At 74.9% G+C, this 17,345-nt stretch carries 12 protein-coding genes; all 12 read right to left on the reverse strand.

The features are described 5' to 3' along the window. Positions 1-108: 108 nt before the first annotated feature. On the reverse strand, positions 109-564 hold the full coding sequence (locus tag AB0F03_RS11435; RefSeq protein ID WP_361989071.1) for a MaoC family dehydratase: 456 nt from the start codon (positions 562-564) through the stop codon (positions 109-111). 128 nt (positions 565-692) lie between these two features. After that, a complete protein-coding gene (sbnB, locus tag AB0F03_RS11440; RefSeq protein WP_361989074.1) occupies positions 693-1,736 on the reverse strand; it encodes a 2,3-diaminopropionate biosynthesis protein SbnB in 1,044 nt (347 codons plus the stop codon). Between the two features lie 124 nt (positions 1,737-1,860). Next, positions 1,861-3,579 (reverse strand): NAD(P)/FAD-dependent oxidoreductase, encoded by a 1,719-nt coding sequence (locus tag AB0F03_RS11445; protein WP_361989077.1) that lies wholly within the window; start codon positions 3,577-3,579, stop codon positions 1,861-1,863. Continuing rightward, a complete protein-coding gene (fabG, locus tag AB0F03_RS11450) occupies positions 3,579-4,307 on the reverse strand; it encodes a 3-oxoacyl-[acyl-carrier-protein] reductase (RefSeq protein ID WP_361989080.1) in 729 nt (242 codons plus the stop codon). The genes AB0F03_RS11445 and fabG overlap by 1 nt, the downstream gene beginning before the upstream one ends. Next, a complete protein-coding gene (locus tag AB0F03_RS11455) occupies positions 4,304-5,431 on the reverse strand; it encodes a beta-ketoacyl synthase N-terminal-like domain-containing protein (protein ID WP_361989083.1) in 1,128 nt (375 codons plus the stop codon). Before AB0F03_RS11455 ends, fabG begins: the two co-directional genes overlap by 4 nt. Then, a complete protein-coding gene (locus AB0F03_RS11460) occupies positions 5,428-6,684 on the reverse strand; it encodes a beta-ketoacyl-[acyl-carrier-protein] synthase family protein (RefSeq protein ID WP_361989086.1) in 1,257 nt (418 codons plus the stop codon). The genes AB0F03_RS11455 and AB0F03_RS11460 overlap by 4 nt, the downstream gene beginning before the upstream one ends. Positions 6,685-6,689: 5 nt before the next feature. Further along, positions 6,690-6,941 (reverse strand): acyl carrier protein, encoded by a 252-nt coding sequence (locus tag AB0F03_RS11465; protein ID WP_361989088.1) that lies wholly within the window; start codon positions 6,939-6,941, stop codon positions 6,690-6,692. Positions 6,942-7,140: 199 nt separating this feature from the next. After that, entirely contained in the window at positions 7,141-8,004 is an 864-nt protein-coding gene (locus tag AB0F03_RS11470; protein ID WP_361989091.1) for an ABC transporter permease, read from the reverse strand. Then, positions 8,001-8,960: an ATP-binding cassette domain-containing protein gene (locus tag AB0F03_RS11475; protein WP_361989163.1), complete on the reverse strand. Its 960-nt coding sequence runs from the start codon at positions 8,958-8,960 to the stop codon at positions 8,001-8,003. Before AB0F03_RS11475 ends, AB0F03_RS11470 begins: the two co-directional genes overlap by 4 nt. Positions 8,961-8,968: 8 nt before the next feature. Beyond that, entirely contained in the window at positions 8,969-9,175 is a 207-nt protein-coding gene (locus AB0F03_RS11480; RefSeq protein WP_361989094.1) for an MbtH family protein, read from the reverse strand. Between the two features lie 50 nt (positions 9,176-9,225). Further along, positions 9,226-16,632: an amino acid adenylation domain-containing protein gene (locus AB0F03_RS11485; protein WP_361989097.1), complete on the reverse strand. Its 7,407-nt coding sequence runs from the start codon at positions 16,630-16,632 to the stop codon at positions 9,226-9,228. Further along, on the reverse strand, positions 16,629-17,345 hold a 717-nt coding region (locus AB0F03_RS11490), incomplete at its 5' end, for a phosphopantetheine-binding protein (RefSeq protein ID WP_361989100.1). The genes AB0F03_RS11490 and AB0F03_RS11485, both read right to left, overlap by 4 nt.

Raw genomic sequence — 17,345 nt, forward strand, 5'->3', positions numbered from 1 at the left:
GTGCCGGTGTCGTACGTTCGTCGTGGGCCGAAGCGCCCTCCCCCTCATTGTGGTGGCGAAGGGGTGGCGAAATCGGTGGTAAAAACACCCCTCTTGAGGCCGCGGCCGTCAGGGGCCGACGAACAACGACAGCGTGTCGGCCACGCAGGCGGCCCGGGGCTGCCCCTCGACCTCCACCGTCATGCGGACGGCGGCCAGATGGCCGACGGGCGTCTCCCGCACCCCGGTGAGCTTCGCGCCGCCCCGCACCCGGGAGCCGACCGGCACCGGGTGCGGGAAACGCACCTTGTCCAGGCCGAAGTTGACGCCCATCTCGATCTTCTCGATGTCGAAGATGGCACGCATCATGGTGGGCAGCAGGGCCAGGGTCATATAGCCGTGCAGGATGGTTCCGCCGAACGGGCCGGTCGCCGCGCGCTCCGGATCGGTGTGGATCCATTGGAGGTCGCCGGTCGCGCCCGCGAACTGGTCCACCTGCTCCTGGGTGACCCGCGACCACGGGCTGTGGCCGAGGTGTTCGCCGACGGCGGCGGAGAACTCGTCCAGAGTGGCGAAAGATCTCATGGCGTCGATTCTGTGCGGCTGCCGGAGGGGCGGACAAGGCGGTCGCCCGTCGCGCGGCCGTTCGGTCAGCGGGCCGTCATCCGTTCGTCAGTGCGCGCCGGGGCGGGCGGGCTCCGGCGCGCACGGGGTCAGCCGTAGCGCTTCAGCTCGTGGAAGAAGCCGGGCACGGTGTGCAGTTCGCCGGTGTCGCGGATCCGGTCGTAGACGTACTTGGCCACCGCCAGGTCGAGCACGCCGAGCCCGAACGGTGAGAAGACCACCGGCCGGTCGGCGGGCGGGGTGATCGCGCCGGTCAGCACGTCGTACAGGGTCCCGGCGAGGAAGTCCCGGTTGCCGGTGAGCTGTTCGGCCAGGTGGGGCGAGGTGCCGGCCTTCAGGCAGTGGTCGATGTCGTCGACCGCGTTCCACGCGGCCAGGACGACCTCCGGGGCCAGGTCGCGCAGCGACACGTGCAGCACCAGCGGGTTGTGCGTGAACCAGCCGGGGTCGGTCACGTGCGGCTCGCCCGCGACGGTGGCGAAGACGACGAGGTCGCTGGAGCGGATCAGGTCCTCGGGCTTGTCGTACACGGTGATCCGCGCCGCGTCGCCGGCCGCACGCCGCAGGTACCCGGTGAAGCCCTCGGCGTGCTCCGCGGACAGGTCGTGCACGCCCAGGGCGTCGAAGGCGAATCCGGTGGCCGCCAGGTAGGTGTGCAGGTAGCGGGCGATCAGGCCGGTGCCGATGAAGCCGACCCGGGTGGGCCGGGTGCCGCGGGCCCGGCTGATCCGGTCGGCGGCGAGGGCCGCGGAGGCGGCGGTGCGCGCGGCGCTGATGATCGAGGACTCCAGGCAGGCGAACGGGTAGCCGTTGTCCGCGTCGTTGAGGACGAGGACGGCCGAGGCCCGGGGCAGGCCACCGGCCACGTTCTCCGGGAAGCTGGAGATCCACTTGATGCCGTGCACGTCGACGTCGCCGCCCACCGAGGCGGGCAGCGCGATGATCCGGGAGGACGGCCGGTCCGGGAAGCGCAGGAAGTACGAGTCGGGGTTGACGGTCCGCGCCTCGCCGTGCAGCCGGTAGGCGGCCTCGACCGTGGAGACGACCTCCTCCTCGGCGCCGTCGAGCACCTGGTGCACCTGGGCACCGGAGATCACGGAGAAGGACGGGACCTGGGACACCTGTGAGGTCATGGGAACACTGCTCCGATACGAGTTCGGGAGGATGGAGGCCGGCCGGAACCGGCCGACGGCCGGGAGGGCGAGCCGGCGGCGCCGGCCCGGGGGGACCGGTGCGAGCCGAACCGGCGGCGGCCGGTCAGCCGATGCGGGCCAGGCCCTTGGCCTGCTGTCGGGCCCGGCCCCGCGACACCCGCAGCGGGTCCCAGCCGGCCTCGCGCCGGGGCAGCCGGGCCGGGTCGCCGAGTACCGCGCCGGCGAACACCTCCGGGAGCAGCGGCCGGCCCAGGATGTGGGAGACCGCGGCCATGCCGCCGGCCGCGACCCCGGCCATGCCGCTGCCGTGCCGGGTGTTCTGCCCGACCACGTACAGCCCCTCGACGTCGGTGCGCACGTCGGGCCGCTGCCGCCCCGGGCCCCAGGTGGCCATGCCGTACGGGGTGCCGCCGCTGGCGCGGATGTAACGCTCGTTGGTGAGCGGGGTGGACGTCTCGACATGGGTGACGCGGTCCCGGAAGGGGCCGAGGACCTGTTCGGCGGCGTCCAGGACCAGCTCGGTGACCTCCCGCTTGCGGGCCAGGTAGGCGGGACGGCGGCGGTACGGCTCGCCCGCGAGGGGGCCGCCGCCGGTGCCCCAGAACCCGTCCCCCGACGGCAGGATCGTCATCAGCTGGAAGTTGCTGTGGCCCGGCGGGCACACCGCGGGCGAGCCGGCGTCCTTCACGGAGGCGAAGGAGAAGGCGAGCTGGGGGATGCGGTCCAGGGTGCCGGTGCGGGCGTGGTGCTCCAGCATCGCGGCGTGCGCGCCCTCCATGTCGTCGGTGGCGTGCCACCAGATGTTGGCGTTGGGCAGGCCGGGCAGCTCGGTGTCGAGGGCGACGTAGACGGCGACGACCGCGTCCCGCATGGTGGCCGCGCGGGTCCGGGCGACCAGGTCGGCGGGGAAGGTCTCCTCGCCGCCGCACAGGTCGAGGACGGTGCTGCGGTAGTCGGCGTTGGACACCACCAGCGGGGCCAGGATCCGGGTGCCGTCGGTGAGTTCGACGCCGGTGGCACGGCCTTCGCCCACCAGGATGCGCCGTACCTGGCAGCGGGTGCGCAGCTCGCCGCCGTACGCCTCCAGGGCCTCCACGAACGCGGCGACGAGGGCCTGGCCGCCGCCCTCGGGGTAGTAGGCGCCGCGCAGGTAGTGGTCCATCATCGTGACGTGTTCGGCGAGCCCGACGTGGTCCGGCATGGCGCCGTAGTTGCCGGCCTGCGCGGCGAGCAGGGTGCGGCCCCGGGCGGACAGCCCGCAGTGGTCCAGGGCCTGGCCCAGCGTGCGCCGGTTCCAGCGCATGGTCTGCGGCGACCGGCGGAACAGCTCGACCATCGGGGTGCCGAGCAGGCTGGCCCGGCCGGCGCCGGCCACGGCCGTGGCGAGGTCGACGAAGCGGTGCACGGCGTCGGCCTCGGCGGGCAGGGCCGCGGCGAGGCGGTCCCGGTAGCGGTCCCAGCCGGCCGGTACGTCGACCTGTGCGGTGGGCGTGATGATCCGGTCGAAGCCGCCCTCGTTGTCCAGCGGCCGGAACCGCACCCGGTCGGCGACGCCCAGCCCGGACAGGACGGCGGGCAGCAGGCCGTCCGGGCCGCAGTCGCCGAGGTAGTGCGTGCCGACGTCGAACTCGTACCGGCGCCGGCGCCGGAAGACGTGGGCGTTGCCGCCCGCCACGTCGTGCTGTTCCAGGACGAGGACCCGGCGGCCGTCGGCGGCCAGATAGCCGGCCGTCACCAGGCCGCCGACCCCGCTGCCGACCACCACGGCGTCGTAGCGCTGCTCCGCCGCCCCCGCCCCCGTGCCCCGCATCTGCTCCCCCATCAGAAGACGCCGCCCCCGTGGATCTCCACGACCGACCCCGTGATGTAGGCGGCCCGGTCGGACACCAGGAACGACACCAGGTCGGCCACCTCCTCGGCGCGGCCGAGCCGGCCCAGCGGCACGCTCTTGAGCTGACGTTCGCGGGCCGCCTCCGGCATGCCGCCGACCATGTCGGTCTCGATCAGGCCGGGGGCGACGACGTTGGCGCGCACGCCCCGCGGGCCCAGTTCCCGGGCGAGTGACTTGGTGAAACCGATGATCCCGGCCTTGGACGCGGCGTAGTTGGCCTGGCCGGTGTTGCCGTGGATGCCCGCCACGGAGGACAGGTTGACGATGACGCCGGTGCGGCGTTTGCTCATGGAGAACGCGGCGGACCGGCACACGTGGTAGACGCCGTCGAGGTTGGTGCGCAGCACCCCGTCCCAGTCGTCCTGGCCCATCAGCACCAGCGGCCGGTCGCGGGTGATGCCCGCGGAGGTGACGACGGCGTCGACGGGACCGAGTTCGCGTTCGGTGCGGGTGTACCACTCGCGTACGTCCGCCGGGTCGGCCACGTCGCAGCGCACGGCGAGCACCCGGGTGCCCGCCTCGGCGGCTTCCTTGGCGAGTTCCTCGGCGGCGTCCTGCCGGGAGCGGTAGCAGAACGACACGTCGTGCCCGTCCTGCGCGAGCCGCAGGACGACGGCCCGTCCGATGCCCCGGGAACCGCCGCTGACCAGGGCGATCACGCGTCCTCCCCGAGCAGTCGCAGCACGGCCGCGGCCACGGCACCGTCCCGGTCCACGGCCGTCACCAGCGCGATCCGGCCCCGGGCCGCCGGTTCGGCCCCGGCGACGGAGAGCACCGCGGCGATCTGGAAGGACGCGGTGGCGGCGCCGGCGTCGCCGAGCAGTTCCATGGACGGCACCCGGCCCAGTGCCTCGGCGGGCACCAGCGCGGCGAGCGCCTCGTGCTCGGCGCGGCCGGCGGCGCTCGGCGCCGCACAGGGTACGGCCGCCCAGACCTCGTCGGCGCCGACCCCGGCCCGGTCCAGGGCGCGGCGGGCGCAGGCGCCGACCGCGGCGAACGGGTCGTCGTCGATGTCGACGCGGGTCTCGATGCCCAGGACGGCCGCCAGCGGCGGTTGTGCGGCGCGGCCGGCGGGCTCGACGAGGAACAGTCCGCAGCCCTCGCCGAGCAGCGGCGCCGGGTCGCCGGGTTGGGCGGCGGTCGCCTCGTACCAGGCGTGCGCGGCGGAGAACTCCTCCGCCGACCCGGCCACGTACTTGGTGGCCCGGCCCTGCCCGAGCAGCCGGCGGGCGTAGTTCAGGGCGAGCAGTCCGGCGGCCCGGCCGCCGGCGACGGTGGTGTTGGGGCCCTTCAGTCCGTGCCGGATGGCGCAGGCGCCGGCGGCGTGGTTGAGGCTGCCGAACGGGATGCGGCCGGCGTCGACGTAGAAGGGCCGCTCGTTGGTGTAGGACTGGCGCAGGAAGTCGGTGACGTTCTCCAGGCTGCCCATGGTGATGCCGAGGACGACGCCGGTGCGGTCGTCGGTGGGGACCGCCGGCGTGCCGTCGGCGTCGCGCAGCAGCCCGTCGGAGGTGACCAGCGCGAGCGCGGTGAGCCGGTCCATCTTGGCGGTGCCGCGCTTGCCGAGCAGCTCCTGGACGTCGAAGCCGGGCACGGTGCAGACGTCCGGTGACGGCAGGGTGCCGAGAGCGGCGTCCGCCTTCACCGCCGTCTTCGCTCCGGCTCGCACGCCGGCGGCGAACGCGGCACGGCCCACGCCGTACGGTGACACCGCCGACCAGCCGGTGATGACGGGCGTGTCCGGGGGCAGCGCGGCCCGCGGGACGGCAGTTGCGTTGCTCATGGCCGTACCTTCTCCCCGTAGGTGCCCAGGATCAGCACGGCGTTGTTGCCGGCGAAGGCACTCGAGTTGTTCTGCACGATCCGTACGTCCGCCTCGACCGCCTTGTTGGGTACGACGTCGAGGGGGCACTCCGGGTCGGTCTCGCGGTGGTTGATGGTGGGCGGGATGAACCCGTGCTCGATGGCGAGGCCGCAGGCGATCGCGCCGAGCGCGCTGGCGGCTCCCATCGAGTGGCCCAGCATCGACTTCACGGCGACCGTGCGCGGCGGGGCGTCCCCGTACACGTCGAGGATGGCCGCTGTCTCGGTGCTGTCGTTGGCCCGGGTGCCGGTGCCGTGCGCGGAGATGAAGTCGACCTCCCGCTCCTTGACACCCGCGTCGTCCAGGGCCAGCCGGATGCCCCGGGCGATGCCCTCCCGGTTGGGTGCGGTGGGGTGGGCGGCGTCGCAGCTGAGGCCGTAGCCGAGGACCTCGGCGTAGATGTGCGCGCCGCGGGCCAGGGCCGACTCCAGGCTCTCCATGACGAGGATGCCGGCGCCCTCGCCGGTGAGGATGCCCGTGCGGTCCTTGTCGAAGGGGCGCACCACGTCCGGGCTGAGCGCCCCGAACCGTTTGAACAGGGCGAACGCCTTGCGGTTGACGGCGTCCGCGCCGCCGCACAGCGCCAGGTCGACCTCGCCGGAGCGGATGGCGTCCAGGCCGTAGCCGATCGAGTAGTTACCGGCGGCGCAGGCGGTGGTGACGGTGGTCGCCTCCACGTTCGGCATGCGCAGTTCCCGGGCGATCGCGGTGGACAGCCGGCCGGCGTACACGCGGCGGGCGCGGACCGGGTCCATCGCCTCGGGGTCACCGGCGGCCAGTTCCTGTTCCAGCAGGACGGCGATGTCGTGGGACTCGCCGTCGGTGGTGCCGACGGTGATGACGGCGGCCCGGTCGGCGAGGGCGGCCTCGTCCAGTCCGGCGTCCTCGACGGCCATGCGGGCCGCGGCGACGGCGAACCGGCCGGCGCGGCCCACGTGGTCGAGCGGCAGGTTGCGGATCCAGCGCTCCGGCTCGAAGTCGGGGACCTCGCAGGCGGTGTTCTGCCCGAAGCCCTCGGTGTCGAAGCGGGTGATCGGCCGGGCGCCGGACCGGCCGGCCCGCAGGCCCGCGGTGTACTCCTCGACACCGGTGCCGATGCTGGAGATCACGCCGAAGCCGGTGACGACGACCCGCCGGTGGCCGGTCCGGTCCGTGCACTGCTCTGTGGACATGGGCGTCACCAGCCGGCGGCTGCGGCGGCGACCCGGTAGGTGGCCTCGACGTTGACCATGTTCGGCAGTTCGTTCATGTCGATGACGATGGAGTACTCCATCTCCAGCGCGCTGAGGACGTCGATGAGCTTCAGGGAGTCGGCGCCGAGTTCGTCGATGAAGAGCGCCGTGTCGGAAAGACGCCCGGGGTCGACGTCGATGTTCTCGGCGATGATTTCCCGGATACGGGTGAGGCGCTCGGGAGCGGCCGTGGTCATGGCTCGGTCCTCCGTTTTCGGATTGCCGGTCGGTGAGGCGGGAAGAAGGCGGGAGAAGCGGTGCGCGAGAGCGGTGCGGCTGCGCGGGAAGAAGGGGCAGCCAGGCGGCTCGGTCAGAAACCTAGTCAGCGCCGATGACTGCCCAGTGACCGCCAACTGACGGACCGCTGACGGCGGTTGCCCGAGGGATGCGCCGGTGTCAGCGGCTGCCCGCGCGGCGGAATCCGCGGACGCTGCCCCACACCGCGGCCAGCAGCAGCGCCGTCAGTGTCACGGCGGTCACCAGGCCCGGGTGATGCCCGGGGAAGCCTCCGGTGGCCGCCACCCCGGGGTCGTTGCCCCACAGCTGCCGGCAGGTGGTGACGACCGAGGTGACCGGGTTCCACTCGGCGACGGGGCGCAGCCAGCCGGGCAGGCCGCTGACGGGCACGTAGGCGTTGGACAGGAAGCTGAGGATGACGAGCACCAGGGCGCCGGTGCCGTCGATGGCCTCGATGTTGCGCTGGGTGGTGCCGAGCAGGATGCCGACCCACGTCATCACGTACACGAAGGCGAGCAGCACGCCGAAGCCGGCGGCGGTGCGCAGCACGCCCTCGTGCGGACGCCAGCCCACGCCCAGTCCGACGAGGCTGACCGCGGTCAGGCTGACCGCGCCGACGAGCAGGTCGGACAGGGTGCGGCCGAGGAGCACGGACGACGGGGCGATCGGCAGGGAACGGAACCGGTCGACCAGTCCGTGCCGCAGGTCCAGGGCGACCCCGATGGCGGTGGGGCCGACGCCGGTCAGGCCGACCTGGATGGCGATGCCGGCCATGATGAAGTCCTCGTAGGCGACGCCGCCGGGGATGTGCATGGAGCTGCGGAACAGATAGCCGACGGCGACCAGCATCACCAGCGGGTTCATGGTGACCAGCACCAGCCGGCCCGGTGAGCGGCGCAGGTGGGTCAGGTGGCGGCCGGCCAGGGCGAGCGTGTCGCCGAGGTGGCCGCGGACGGGACCGGCCGGCCCGGGGCGGGCGGCCGGCCGTTCGGTGGCGGTCGGGGTGGTGGCCGTGGCCGTCACTGGGGCTCCTCTTTCCGGCCCGTGCCCGTGAGGTCGAAGAAGACGTCGTCGAGCGTGGGCTTGCGCAGTTCGAAGTCGACGGTGGGCACACCCTTGTCGCGCAGGGCCTGCGCGGCGCGGGCCAGGTCGTCCAGGCCGTCCGTGCCGAGCTGTACGGAGACCCGGCGGGCGGCCTCGTCGGTGACGGGGGCCGGACCGCCGAGCACGGCCAGTGCGGCGACCGCGTCGGCGAGGTGCTCGGGGCGGGCCACGGTCACCTCCAGCCGGTCGGTGCCGACCTGCCGTTTCAGGGCGTCCGGGGTGCCTTCGGCGATGACCCGGCCGGCGTCGATGACGGCGACGCGGTCGGCGAGCTGGTCGGCCTCCTCCAGGTACTGGGTGGTGAGCAGGATGGTCACGCCGCCGGCGGCCAGGTCACGGACCACGTCCCACAGGACGTTGCGGCTGGCCGGGTCGAGGCCGGTGGTGGGTTCGTCCAGGAACAGCACCTCGGGGTCGCCGAGGACGCAGGTGGCCAGGTCGAGCCGGCGGCGCATGCCGCCCGAGTAGGTGCCCGCGGGCCGGTCGGCGGCCTCGGTCAGCTCGAACCGGTCCAGCAGTTCGGCGGCCCGGCGGACGGCGCCGCGCCGCCCGAACCTCAGCAGCCGGGCCAGCAGGACGAGGTTCTCCCGCCCGGTGAGGAGTTCGTCGACGGCGGCGTACTGTCCGGCCAGGCCGATGCGGCGGCGCACCTCGCGGCCCTGGCGCTGCACGTCGTACCCGGCGACGACGGCCCGCCCGCCGGACGGCTGGTCCAGGGTGGCGAGGATGCGGACGGTGGTGGTCTTGCCCGCGCCGTTGGGTCCGAGGACCCCCAGCACGGTGCCGGCCGGCACCGCCAGGTCGATGCCGTGCAGCGCGGTGTGGGAGCGGTAGGTCCTGCTGAGGCCCTCGGCGAGGATCGCGGTGTCGGACACGGCCACGGTCAGTCCGCCTGCCGCTGGAGGCTGAGCGGGCGCATGTCGGTCCAGTGGTTCTCCACGTGGGCGACGGCGGTGGCGCGGTCGGTGGCGTCCAGGGCCACGCGCCAGCCGTCGGGCACCGCGGCGAAGGACGGCCACAGGGAGTGCTGCCCCTCGTCGTTGACGAGGACGAGGAAGGTGCCGTCTTCGTTGTCGAAGGGATTGGCCATGGCGGGTCTCCAGATCTCGGACGGTGGGTGGGACGGTCTGCGGTAGCGGGTCAGCGGGCGGCGGCCAGGGCGCGCAGCCGGTGTTCCACGGCGGCGCCGATGAGCGCGGCCGGTGCGGGCCGCAGCATCTGCTGGTGGCCGCAGGGCACTTCGTGGAGCTCGGCGGGCCGGCCCAGGTACGGCTCCCAGCTCTTGGCTTTCAGGGCGCGTTCCTCCCCGGTGAGCCCGTCGGCGGCCAGGAACAGCGTCACCGGGCAGCCGTCGAAGCGGCTCGGGGTGTGCCGCTGGACCAGGTCGAGGTGGTTGCGCATGACGGCGAGCAGCCGTTCCAGGGTGGCCCGGCCGAGGCCGGCGAGCGGACCGCCGGTGCGCCGGAGGTGGGCGGCGACGGCCGGCGGGTCGAGCCGGTCCGGGCCGGTTGCGTCGGCACCGGCCTCGGTGAGGAAGTCGGCGAGGAACTCCGCGTCGGTGGGGTGGGCGCCGCGGCCGTCGTCGGGGTAGGCGTCGAGGTTGGCGAGGTAGGCGACCTCCTCGCCGGCCGTGTGCAGCAGGACCGCGATCTCGTGGGCGACGATGCCGCCGTAGGACCAGCCCAGCAGGTGGTACGGGCCGTGCGGCTGGACGGCCCTGATCCGGGTCAGGTAGTCGGCCGCGACCTCGGTGACGGTCCCGGGCAGCGGGCCGGTGCCGGCGAGGCCGCGGGCCTGGAGGGCGTACACGGGTTGGCCGGGGTCGAGGTGTTCGGTGAGCGCCGCGAACGGGATGCCGAAGCCGAGCCCGCCGTGCACGCAGAACAGCGGCGGCCGGCTGCCGGTGGTGCGCAGGGGCAGCACAGGTCCGAGCAGGTCGACGGTGCCACCGTCGGCGGCGGCGCTCGCGGCCAGCGCCTCCAGCGTGCGGTGTTCGAAGACGGCGGCGAGGCCGATCCGCAGCCCGGCCCGGGCGGCGGCGTTGACCAGCCGGATCGCCTTCAGGCTGTCCCCGCCGAGCGCGAAGAACGCGTCGTCGGGGCCGGCCGGCACGCCGAGCACCTCGGTGACGGCCGCGCACAGCCGCCGTTCGGCGTCGGTACGGGGCGCACGGGCGGCGGGGCCGGCGGGCCGGGCCGGGGCGGGCGGCAGGGCGGCCACGTCGAGCTTGCCGTTGACGGTCGTCGGCAGGTCCGGCAGCGGCACGTACGCGCCCGGCACCATGTACGGGGGCAGCGACCGCGACAGGTGCCGGCGCAGTTCCTCCGGCCCGGGGGCGGGGCCGCCGGGTGCAGGGACGACGTAGGCGACCAGTTGCCGCCGGCCGGCCGGGTCGGCACGGTCGCCGGGGTCGGCGGCGGCGACGACGGCGGCCCGGGCGACCGCCGGGTGGGCCGTGAGGCGGCGTTCGATCTCGCCGGGTTCGATGCGGTAGCCGCGGATCTTCACCTGCTGGTCGGCGCGGCCGACGTAGTCGAGCCGGCCGCGGACGTCCCAGCGCACCAGGTCGCCGGTGCGGTACATGCGCGCGCCGGGCTCCCCGTACGGGCAGGCGGTGAACCGCTCGGCGGTCAGGGCGGGCCGGCCCAGGTAGCCGCGGGCCAGGCCGGGTCCGGCCAGGTACAGCTCGCCGACCACGCCCTGCGGCACCGGTCGCAGCGTCTCGTCGAGGACGTAGGCGCAGGTGTCGCCGACGGGCAGGCCGATGGGCACGCCCGCCGGGGCGTCGATGGCGTCCGCGGTGTCCTGGAGGGTGGCGAACGTGGTGGTCTCGGTCGGGCCGTACACGTTGTGCACGGTGGTGTCCGGCAGGGCGGCCCGCAGCCGGTCGAGGTGGTCCCGGGAGTGTGCCTCGCCGCCGGTGAGCAGGGCCCGCAGCGGGGCCAGGGCGCCCGGCCGGGTGTCGGCGACGGCGTTGACGAACTGGGTGGTGAGGAAGGCGACGCTCACCCCGGCCTCCCGCAGGAACACGCCGAGCGCCTCGGGGTCGGCCGGCCCCGGCGGGCACACGGCGAGCCGGGCGCCGTGCACGAGCGGCGCCCAGATCTCGAAGGTGGACGCGTCGAACGCCACCGGCGCGAAGTACAGGAACGTGTCGTCGGCGGTGAACTCCAGCTCGGGCAGCCCGTGCACGAGGCGTACGGCGGCCCGGTGGGAGACGGCGACGCCCTTGGGGCGGCCGGTGGAACCGGAGGTGTAGATGACGTAGAGGAGGTCGTCGGGGCGGGGCGCGGGCACGTCCGGCGCGTGAGCGGGCAGCGCGGCCAGGGCCTCCCCGGTGGCGGGGGCGTCCAGCACGAGCGGCTCGGTGCCGGGGCCCGCCGCCTCGGCGCAGCGGGCGGCGAGGGAGTCCTGGGTGAGCAGCAGCCGGGCCCCGGCGTCGGCGAGCATGTCCCGCATCCGGGCGGCCGGGTAGGCCGGGTCCAGGGGCAGGTAGGCGGCGCCGGCCTGGGCGATGGCGAGCAGCGCGGTCACGGTGGCCGGGCCGCGTTCCAGGCACAGCGCGACCAGGTCGCCGCGGCCGACGCCGCGCGCGGCCAGCAGGTGGGCCAGCCGGCCGGCGGCGCGGTGCAGCTCGCCGTGGCTGGTGCGGATGAGGTGGCCTGCCGCGTCCCGGTGGACCAGGGCGACGGCGTCCGGGGCGGCGGCGGCCCGCCGGGCCGCGAGGTCGGTGACCGTGGTGGCCGGGGTGCCGGTGCGGCGGGTGCCGCGGGCCAGCAGTGCGTCCCGCTCGTCGGCGCCGAGCAGGTCCAGCCGGGACAGCGGGCGCTCGGGGTCGGCCAGGGCGGCGCCGAGCAGCCGGACACAGGCGTCGGCGATGCGCCGGGCGGTGCCGGACGCGAACAGGTCGGCGCTGTACTCCAGGGCCAGTTCCACGTCCGGGCCCGCCTCGGAGAACTGGAAGAACAGGTCCCATTTGGCGGTGGCCGACGGCACTTCCTCGGGCCGTACGGTGAGCCCGGCGGGGCCGGCGGGGCCGGCGGTCAGGGCGGGCGTCTCCTGCTGGAGGGCGAACATCACCTGGAACAGGGGGTGCCGGGCCATCGAGCGCTCCGGGGCGAGGACCTCCACCAGCTTCTCGAACGGCACGTCCTGGTGCCGGTAGGCGGCCAGGTCCCGCTCGCGCACCCGGTCCACGAGGTCCCGCAGGCCGGGGTCGCCGGAGGTGTCGGTGCGCAGCACGAGGGTGTTGACGAACATGCCGACGACGTCGTGGAGGCGTTCGTCGCCGCGGCCCGCCACGGGGGTGCCGAGCGGGATGTCGGTGCCCGCGCCGAGCCGGGTGAGCAGGGCGGCCAAGGCCGCCTGGAGCACCATGAACGGGCTGGCGTTCCACTCGGCGGCGCGCCGCCGCAGCTCGGTGGCGAGCCGCTCGGGCAGGGTGGCGCGCACGGTGCCGCCCCGGTGGCTGGTGCGGGCGCCGCGCGGGTGGTCCCGGGGCAGCGCCAGTTCCTCGGGCAGCCCGTCGAGGGCCGCCGTCCAGTACGCCAGCTGGCGGGCGAGTTCGCTGTGCGGCCGGTTCTCGGCTCCGAGGAGGTCGCGCTGCCAGAGGGTGAAATCGGTGTACGTCACCGGCAGCGGCGCCGGCGCGGGCGCGTGGCCGGCGCTGCGGGCCGCGTAGGCGGCCGTCAGGTCCCGGACCAGCGGGGTGAGGGACCAGCGGTCGCCGGCGATGTGGTGCAGGACGAGCAGCAGGACGTGTTCGCCGGGGCCGAGCGTGAACAGCCGGGCCCGCAGGGGGATCTCGGTCTCCAGGTCGAAACCGCGGGCCGCCTCCGCGGCCAGGGCCGTGGGCAGCCCGGCCTCGGTGACGTGGTCGGCGGGCAGGGGCAGGACGGCGTCGGCCGGCGCGAGCACGCGCTGCTCGGCCGGTCCGACGCCTCCCGCCGGACCGGTGCCGGGAACGGGGGTGGCCCCGGCACCGGGGTCGGTGCGCGCCGGGAACACGGTCCGCAGTGCCTCGTGGCGGGCGACGAGGTCGTGCAGTGCCGTGTGGAGCGCGGGGACGTCGAGCGGGCCGGTGAGCCGGACCGCGAGGGGGATGGCGTAGAGGCCGCCGGGGGCGCCGAGCCGCTCGACGAACCACAGCCGCTGCTGGGCGTACGACAGGGGGACGACCGCCGGGCGCGGCCGGGCGGTCAGCGCGGGCCGGTCCGGCGCGGCGGCGCGCAGCCGGCCGGCGAGCGCGGCCGGGCTGGGCGCCTCGAACAGGTCGCGGACCTCCAGTTCCGCGCCGAGTTCGGCACGGACCCGGTTGACGATGCGGGTGGCGAGCAGCGAGTGCCCGCCGAGGGCGAAGAAGTCGTCGTCCGCGCCGATGCGTTCGAGTCCGAGGACCGCGGCGAACACCGCGCACAGGGCGCCCTCCTCGCGGGTGCGCGGGGCACGGGCGGAGGTGGTGTACGCGGGTGCGGGCAGGGCCCGCCGGTCGAGCTTGCCGTTGGCGGTCAGGGGGAGGGCGGGCAGCCGTACGACGGCGGCGGGCACCATGTGTTCGGGCAGCCGCTCGGCGGCGAACGCCCTCACTTCGGCGGCCAGTTCACGGTCGGAGGCACCGCGGTCCCGGTCATGCGGGACGGCGTGCGGGTCACGCGGGCCGCCGTCCGGTCCGTGCGGGACGGCGTGCGGTTCGTGCGGGACGACGTAGGCGACCAGGCGCTGGTCGCCGGGCCGGTCCTCGCGGGCCACCACGGCCACCTCGGCGAGCCGTGGGTGCCGGCCGAGGACGGTGGCGATCTCCCCGAGTTCGATGCGGAAGCCGCGCAGCTGGACCTGTTCGTCGGCCCGGCCGAGGTAGAGGAGCGTGCCGTCCGGCCGCCGGCGGGCGAGGTCGCCGGTGCGGTACATCCGCTCGCCGGGCGCCCCGTACGGGCAGGCCACGAACCGTCCGGCGGTCAGCGCGGCCCGGCCCAGGTAGCCGCGGGCCAGGCCGGGCCCGGCCACGTACAGCTCGCCCGGCACCCCGGCCGGCACCGGCCGCAGCGCGCAGTCCAGGACGTACACCCGCAGGTCGGGTATCGCCCGCCCGATGGCACTGCCCCCGCCGGCCGCGGCCAGGTCCCGGTCCAGTTCCTGGTACGACACGTGCACGGTGGTCTCCGTGATGCCGTACATGTTGACCAGGCGCGGGGTGTGCGGATGCCGGGCGTACCAGTCGGTGAGCCGGCCGATGTCCAGCGCCTCGCCGCCGAACACCACGTGCCGCAGCGCCAGTTCGCGCGGGCGGTCGGCGTCGGCACGCATCAGCTGGTAGAAGGCGGACGGCGTCTGGTTCAGCACGGTGACCCGCTCGACCGCCAACAGGTCCAGGAAGGCGTCCGGTGAGCGGGTGACGTCGTGCGGGACGACGACCAGGCGCCCGCCGTACAGCAGCGCGCCCCACAGCTCCCACACGGTGAAGTCGAAGGCGATGGAGTGGAAGAGGGTCCACACGTCGTCCGGGCCGAAACGGAACCACCGGTCGGTACGGTCCAGCAGCCGCACGACATTGCGGTGCGGGACGACGACGCCCTTGGGCCGGCCGGTGGAACCGGAGGTGTAGATGACGTAGGCGGGATGGTCGGGGGTGAGGGCGGGCCGGGGGGCCGGGGGTGGCGCGGCGTCGACGGCGTCCGTGTCGAGGTCGATGCGGAGGGGGCCGGGGTGGTCCGCCTCCGGGGCGGGCAGCCGGGCGTCCGTGGTGGTCAGCAGCAGCGTGGGGCGGGCGTCCCGCAGGGTGTGGGCGAGGCGCTCGGCCGGGTGCGCGGGTTCCAGCGGCAGATAGGCGGCGCCGGCCTTGAGCACGGCGAGGACGGCGACGATCAGTTCGACGCCGCGGGGCAGGGCGACGGCCACGAGGCACTCCGGCCCGGCACCGTGCCCGGCGACCACCCCGGCCAGCCGGTCGGACCGCTCGTCCAGCTCACGGTAGGTGAGACGGACCCCACCGGGTCCGGTGACGGCCACGGCATCGGGCGTACGCGCGGCCTGCACGGCGAAGAGACCGGGAAGGGTGCCTGGCCGGCCCTCGCTCCCCCGACCGGGGAGGTCCCGGGGGTGCGTGCCGGGGTCCGTGGGGTGCGGGGTGCCGCTCCACTCGGTGAGGATGCGGCGTTCCTCGGCCGGGTCGAGGGCGCCGAGGTGGGCGAGGGGCGCGTCCGGGGTGCCGGCCACCTCGCCGAGGATGCGCACCAGCCGGTCCAGCAGGCTCCGCGCGGCACCGGGGCCCTCCCCCAGCGCCGACGCCCGGTACGACAGCCGCAGCCGCAGGCCGTCGCCGGGCAGCACGGTGAGGTGCAGGGGATAGTGCGTGGCCGCGTGCACCCGGGCGGCGGAGACGGTGCCGCCGGAGAGCCGGCGCAGTTCCTCCTCGTCGAGCGGGTAGTTCTGGAAGGCGAGGACGGCGTCGAAGAGTTCCCCCTGGATGCCGCAGGCGGCCTGCACCTCGGCCAGCGGCAGATGCTCGTGCGGCATCATCGCGACCTGCTGCCGGGCCAGTTCCCGGAACAGTTCGCTCGCCGGCCGCTCCGGCCGCACGTCGGCCCGCACGGGCAGTGTGTTGGCGAACAGCCCGATCATCGACTCGACGCCGGGGACCTCGGCGGGCCGCCCGGAGGTGACGGCGCCGAAGACGATGTCCTCGCGGCCGGTGAGTCGGCCGAGCAGCAGCGCCCAGCAGCCCTGCACGACGGAGTTGAGGGTGAGCCCCTGGTCCCGGCCCCAGCCGAGCAGCGCGGCGGTGTGCGCGCGCGACAGCACGGCCTCGGCCTCGGCGGGCGGTTCCCCGGTGCCGGTGGCGTCCGGTGCGGCACGGACGGGACCGTCGAGCCCCCGCAACAGCTCGGCCCAGGCGCCCCGTGCCGCGGTCTTGTCGCGGGTGCCCAGCCAGGCGAGGAAGGAGCCGAACGGTGCGGGCGCGGGCAGCGGATCACGGTCGGTGTCGGTGGCCGTTCCGTCCGTCGCGTCCGCCCGGCCCGGGGCGCCCGGCTCCGCGGCGAGCAGGGTCAGTTCGCGTACCGCGAGGGGCAGTGACCAGCCGTCGACCAGGATGTGGTGCACGGACCACACCAACCGGTGGCTGCGCTCGCCGAGCCGGACGAGGGCGAACCGCATGAGCGGCGGCCGGGCCGGGTCGATCCGGCGCCGCCGGTCCTGCGCCGCGAGCCGGTCCGCCGCGGCCGTCCGGTCCGCCGCGGGCAGGTGGGTGAGGTCGTGCACGGCCCAGTCGGGTTCGACGTCGTCCGCGCGCAGGACGATCTGCACCGGCTCGCCGTTCTTGCGGTGCCGGAAGCAGGCCCGCAGGTTCGGGTGGCGGCGCAGCAGCGCGGCGGAGGCGGCGCGGAGCCTGTGTTCCAGGTCCGCGCCGTCGCCCTCGATGTCCGCGGTGAACTGGAGGACGTAGTGGTCGGTCGCCGCACGGTCGTACGAGGACAGGAAGAGCAGCCCCTGTTGCAGCGGCGAGAGCGGCAGGACCGCGCTGATTTTCGACCCGGTGCTGGTTTCGGTCACGACAGGTCCTCACTCAACTCTAGTTCCAGGTCGGCGAGTTCGTCGGCGGAGAGGGTGATGAGCGCGTCGGCGGGCTCCGGAGCGGCGGTGGTCTCGTCGGCGGATGCCTCGGCCGCGGCCCGGGCGAGGCCGGTGACGGTGCGCCGTTCGAAGACGTCGCGGGTGGTGAGGGCGAGTCCGGCGGCGCGGGCCCGGCTGACCAGCTGGATCGACCGGATGCTGTCCCCGCCGAGCGCGAAGAAGTCCTCGTCCACGCCGACCTCGGTGACACCGAGCACCTCGGCGAAGATCGCGCACAGCGCCCGCTCGCGGTCGTCGCCCGCCGCCCGCTTGGTCTCGTGCCCGGTCAGGGCCGGCTGGGGCAGCGCCTTGCGGTCCAGCTTGCCGTTGGGCGTCAGCGGCAGCGCCTCCAGCACCCGCCAGGACACGGGGATCATGTACGCCGGCAGCAGCCGGGCCAGTTCCGTGCGCACCTGGTCGGGGTCGAGGCCGGGGCCGGTGAGGTAGCCGACGAGGCGCGGGTTGCCGGACGCGTCGGGCAGGACGGCGACTGCCGCGTCCGTGACCGCGTCCAGGTTGCGGATGACCGCCTCGATCTCGCCCGTCTCCACCCGCCTGCCACGGATCTTGACCTGGTGGTCGCGCCGCTCGATGAACTCCAGCTGCCCGTCGGGCCGCTGCACCACCCGGTCCCCGGTCCGGTACATCCGCGT

It is taken from the genome of Streptomyces sp. NPDC028722 (assembly GCF_040637655.1).
GTDB lineage: Bacteria > Actinomycetota > Actinomycetes > Streptomycetales > Streptomycetaceae > Streptomyces.